The sequence below is a fragment of the Dehalococcoidales bacterium genome (assembly GCA_028716225.1).
GTDB lineage: Bacteria > Chloroflexota > Dehalococcoidia > Dehalococcoidales > UBA5760 > UBA5760.
In genome coordinates this window covers 1-5,197 of sequence record JAQUQE010000073.1, presented here as the reverse complement: position 1 = coordinate 5,197, position 5,197 = coordinate 1, and the positions used below count along the sequence as shown (strand labels likewise).

Below are 5,197 nucleotides of genomic sequence, written 5' to 3'. Positions count from 1 at the left end.
AAGATTGTTATCTCGGTATGAGCCTACAGGATAGGCAATTAAAGACTATCGGCCTGTATGAGTCTATCAAAGAGGGGTATAAAGATTCACCTATTCTGGTTTGGTTCGACGATGACGGGTTTATCCGTTTATATGACGGGTATCATAGACTGTCAATCCTAAAGCACCTTAACAAAGATATAGATGTAACTATTGAGACGGAGTGGCAGGGGATAGACGGCTCAAAGGGCAGGGACTTCCCCCTGGTTGAAGTCCTGATGAAAGAACATCCGTACGGGGAATGGACGTATCAACCGGTAGAGGATAGACGTCTGGACGGCTGGAATGTTGACCGTCAGGACTCCGCTCAAAGATTGAAATATATACTCGAAAATCTGAGCGGTGAAACTGTTTTAGACATCGGTTGCTCCGAGGGGTACTTTTCGCGGGAACTTGCTAAACGGGGCTATAAGGTCACCGGGGTAGATAAAAGCCGGGGATTGGTCGCAGTAGCCCGCTACATGTCAACCATCCAGAACCTTGACATCGAATATAAAGTCGGGGAGTGGTCTGACCTTGTAACTGAAGCGGACAACGTTCTATTTCTATCAGTTATCCACAATGATATGAAACAGGATGTTAATGCTCTTGATAAACTCTCTACTTTTAAGGGCAAGGCCAAACGCCTTTTTTTTGAAGTCCCGAATAATCAAGGCGAGCGAGAATGGAACCAACCGGGATTCCCTAACTTCAACTTCCATTCTAACCTTGATGTAATCGGCGATAAGCTAGGTATGGGGCACAAGGGCGGTTATCAGGGGTTAAGGTCTATTTACCTGTTTGATAGAGACTTCAAAAAGACCGCTTTAGATAAGTGGATGCTACCGGAGAGGACGCATTATCAGCCTCTATTCGATTATCTGAAAACGCATCCCTGTCGTAACATCATGGAGATTGGCGTTTATAAGGGCGAGACTGCCGTAGTCATGGTTAAGACCGCCGCCGAGCTAGTTCCCGAGAATGAAATAAATTATTACGGCTTTGATTTATTCGAGGAACGGACAAGGGAAGATACCGAGGTAGAATTTAGCCCCTTAACTATCACTAAAGAATCCGATGTATCTCAACTCCTAACAGACGCACTACAATCGAAATCTAGGCTGTTTAAGGGTGATACGAGGGTAATATTACCTAAAGTAGCTGACACTCTGCCGAAGATGGACTTGATATACATTGATGGCGGACATTCAATAGAAACTACCCGTTCTGACTGGAATCATGTCAAAAGGTTAATGCATGAAAATACGGCGGTATTCTTTGACGACTATGACGATGAAATGCCCTTTATGGGGTCAAGGTTTATCGTCCATGAGTTAGGGAATGAATATCGTTATGAGGTATGCGAACCGGCTAACTACTACCGGAGGCAGTTCGGCAGACTTAAAAGCCAATTACTAAAGGTCACTAAACGGAAATTCCCGGTAAGGACGGATAGGTTCCGCTTTCACCTTTTGGGACTTCCTCACTCCAAGACGACTAAAGACTGGGTGCTATGTCCTTTCACTCAGTTAACTTACAAGATGTCTAAAATGCTCTCCGACATGGGGCATGAGGTTATCCATTATGGAACAGAAGGGTCGAATCCTGAGTGTAGCGAGAATGTTACCGTCCTGACTGAAGCGGTACAAAAGCAGGCTTACGGCGACTGGGAACCGAATAAACAGTTGTGGATACATAATGGGAATGACTTAGCCTATACGACTTTCCGTAAAAATGCCATAGCGGAGATTAACAAAAGGAAAGAGCCAAAAGACCTTCTTTTAGTAACTAACGGAACCTGGTTACAAGAGGTCGCTGACAAAACCCACGTCACGGCGATAGAGCCTTTTGTCGGATACTTGGGACATTTCGCTAAATATAAGGTATTCCCCTCTTACGCATGGATGCATTACCTGTACGGATTAAAGGCACAATCAGTGAAATGGAACCTGTCAGATGGCAACTGGTACTACGCAGTCATACCTCATTACTTCGATGTTAATGATTTTAAGTTTGAAGCAGACAAAGAGGATTACTTCCTTTATTGCGGGAGACTGATTAAAAGAAAAGGTTGCCATATCGCCGGTGATCTAACCAAGAGGATTGGGGCCAAGCTAAAGGTGATCGGGCAGGTGATGTGGCCCGACAGAATAGAGGAATCCCTATCAAGTGTCGGCCTGAATCAGCCTCATGTCGAGTATCTAGGGGCAGTAGGCAGGGAGGAACGCAACCGCTTAATGGGGAAAGCAAAAGCGGTAATCATCCCCTCTGTCTATATGGAGCCTTTCGGTAAAGTGGTTGTTGAAGCTCTTTTATGTGGGACTCCGGTAATCACAACAGACTGGGGCTCATTTCCTGAGATCGTAAAGCATGGGGAAGTGGGGTATCGCTGTAGAACGATGGGAGATTTCATCTGGGCGGCTAACCATATTGACAACATCGATCCTGAGGATTGCCGGAAATACGCCTCTGATAACTACTCGATAGAACGTATCTCGAAGATGTATCAGGAATATTTTAGTAAGGTATATGACTTATTTGACAAGGGGTGGTATCAGGAACGAACGGATATGGACTGGTTACGGAGATATTAAATGACTACATTCAAAGAAGTAAAGAATAGAGCATACTCTACACTTCTTACAGCAGTTGATTCTGATGATACTTCATGGGTGCTGCAATCCGGGCACGGGGCAAGGTTCCCTTCATCCGGTGAGTTCTGGGTAACCTGTCAGGACGAAATAGTTTTATGCACTTCCCGCAGTAGTGATACCTTAACGGTCACAAGGGCACAACAGGGAACTACGGCAGCCTCACACGCTGCCGGCATGCAGGTGTCATTAAATATCACTGCGGAACATCTTGACGATATCACCGACGCTATAAACACATTAGAGACTGCTGGCGTTGGTTCCTCCGGTCCCTCAGGACCTACCGGCGCTACAGGACCTGCTGGCCCAAGCGGACCCTCTGGTCCGGCTGGCACAGGTACAACGGGAGCGACGGGACCCTCCGGTCCCAGTGGCCCATCTGGTAGTGCAGGGCCAAGCGGTCCCTCTGGTCCCTCAGGGAGTAAAGGCCCGTCCGGCCCCAGTGGACCGACGGGTTCGGGTGTATCAGGACCTAGTGGCCCCTCAGGCCCTAAGGGTCCATCAGGACCATCTGGTCCTACAGGCGCGGGGACTACTGGTAGTACCGGCCCATCCGGGCCAAGTGGTCCAAGTGGCCCTGCTGGGGTATCGGGACCATCTGGCCCCTCGGGTCCAAGCGGTCCCACGGGAGCAGGCTCTACTGGCCCTTCGGGACCGAGCGGCCCGTCCGGTCCTGCTGGAGTAGGAACTACCGGGGCAACCGGACCGAGTGGACCTTCAGGTCCTAGCGGTCCAGCCGGTGTTGGTAGTACAGGCCCTTCAGGTCCAAGTGGTCCTCAGGGTTCATCGGGCCCATCCGGCCCTTCAGGTCCAACAGGAGCAACCGGACCAACCGGACCGACAGGTGCAGGTGTAACTGGAGCAACCGGACCATCAGGTCCTAGTGGACCCGCTGGGGCAACGGGTGCTACTGGCCCAAGTGGTCCTTCAGGACCAGCTGGAGCTACGGGTCCAAGCGGCCCATCCGGTCCGTCGGGTCCGGCTGGTACTGGCTCAACGGGACCGTCTGGCCCTAGCGGTCCATCAGGTCCCTCTGGCCCTCCGGGTGCTGGTTCAACCGGCGCTACTGGTCCCTCAGGTCCAAGTGGCCCTTCCGGTCCCAGTGGTCCGATAGGTGCTACTGGCCCTAGTGGTCCCAGTGGACCAACCGGGGCAGGGGTCACTGGCGCAACAGGCCCCTCCGGTCCCTCGGGTCCGAGTGGACCTAGTGGGCCTATAGGAAGTACAGGGCCCTCCGGTCCTTCAGGCCCCACAGGGGCAGGTGTTACCGGAGCGACAGGACCAAGCGGTCCGTCGGGACCGACAGGGGCTGGTGTAACGGGGGCAACTGGCCCAAGCGGACCATCTGGACCTTCAGGCCCGTCCGGGCCTATTGGAGCTACTGGTCCGAGCGGTCCCTCTGGACCAACTGGAGCGGGTGTTACTGGTGCTACGGGTCCTTCGGGACCTTCCGGGCCATCAGGCCCTATTGGAGCAACCGGCCCTTCGGGGCCGTCTGGACCTACAGGTGCAGGGGTTACGGGTGCCACCGGGCCGTCAGGACCATCAGGTCCTAGTGGGCCCATTGGAGCTACGGGTCCCAGTGGTCCATCAGGACCGGCAGGTAGTACGGGTCCAAGTGGGCCAAGTGGTCCCACAGGAGCAACAGGGCCATCGGGACCAAGTGGACCGTATGGACCTAGTGGACCATCTGGGCCTAGTTTATCTGGTCCCTCAGGGCCCTCTGGCCCGTCAGGGCCTTCGGGTCCGGCAGGTGCAACGGGGCCGAGTGGACCTTCAGGGCCAGCCGGAGCAACGGGTGCTTTCCCTCTCCAATTAACTGAAAATAATCCCATCTACTTTGATGCCGCCTTATCAGAGGATGGTAAGTATTCCGGTTTATGCAGGACAGGAACGGCAGGGGCTACTATAGCATTTGGTGAAGTCTGTTACTTAAAAACAGCCGACTCTAAGTGGTATCTCGCAAAGGCAGATGCGGCCTCTACCACAAGCCCGCAGTTAGGTATGTGTGTTTCTGCTTCTACTGACGGGAATCCTACCACTATGTTGATTATCGGGAATATAAGAGCAGACGCTAAGTTCCCGACTTTTACTGTTGGTATGACGGTATTTATCAGTTCGGCTACGGCTGGACAATTAGTAACCACCGTCCCATCAAAGAGTACCGGACATTGTGTAAGAGCAGTCGGGCAAGCGGAAGATGCTAACACCGTTCTATTCTGCGCTTCACCGGACTGGTTTGAATATGCTTAAGGAATTAAGGAGGAATATATGATAGGAGTTCACGGAATCCCAGTGGGTAACAGGATCGAGGTAAAAACAATTCATTACAACCCTGATAGCTTACCAGCCGTAAACAAAGCTAAGTTTACAATGGTGGAGAGTTTACCAGAAGAACTGGCGCCAGTAAAGGGCAAGCGGAATGTGCTTTACCTAGACCCCAAAACTAAAAAACTTACTTATGAACAAAAGGACAGACCGCTTAGCCAAGAGGAAGTTATGGCTGATTTGGCAACGGCGATTGCTAA

General features: G+C 51.5%; 2 protein-coding genes. Both read left to right on the top strand.

What is annotated here, in order from left to right; genetic code table 11:
- On the top strand, nucleotides 1–2,612 hold a 2,612-nt coding region (locus PHI12_13410), incomplete at its 5' end, for a glycosyltransferase (GenBank protein MDD5511791.1).
- Between the two features lie 2,328 nt (nucleotides 2,613–4,940).
- Nucleotides 4,941–5,197 (top strand): hypothetical protein (locus PHI12_13405; GenBank protein MDD5511790.1); only part of this gene is annotated, 257 nt, incomplete at its 3' end.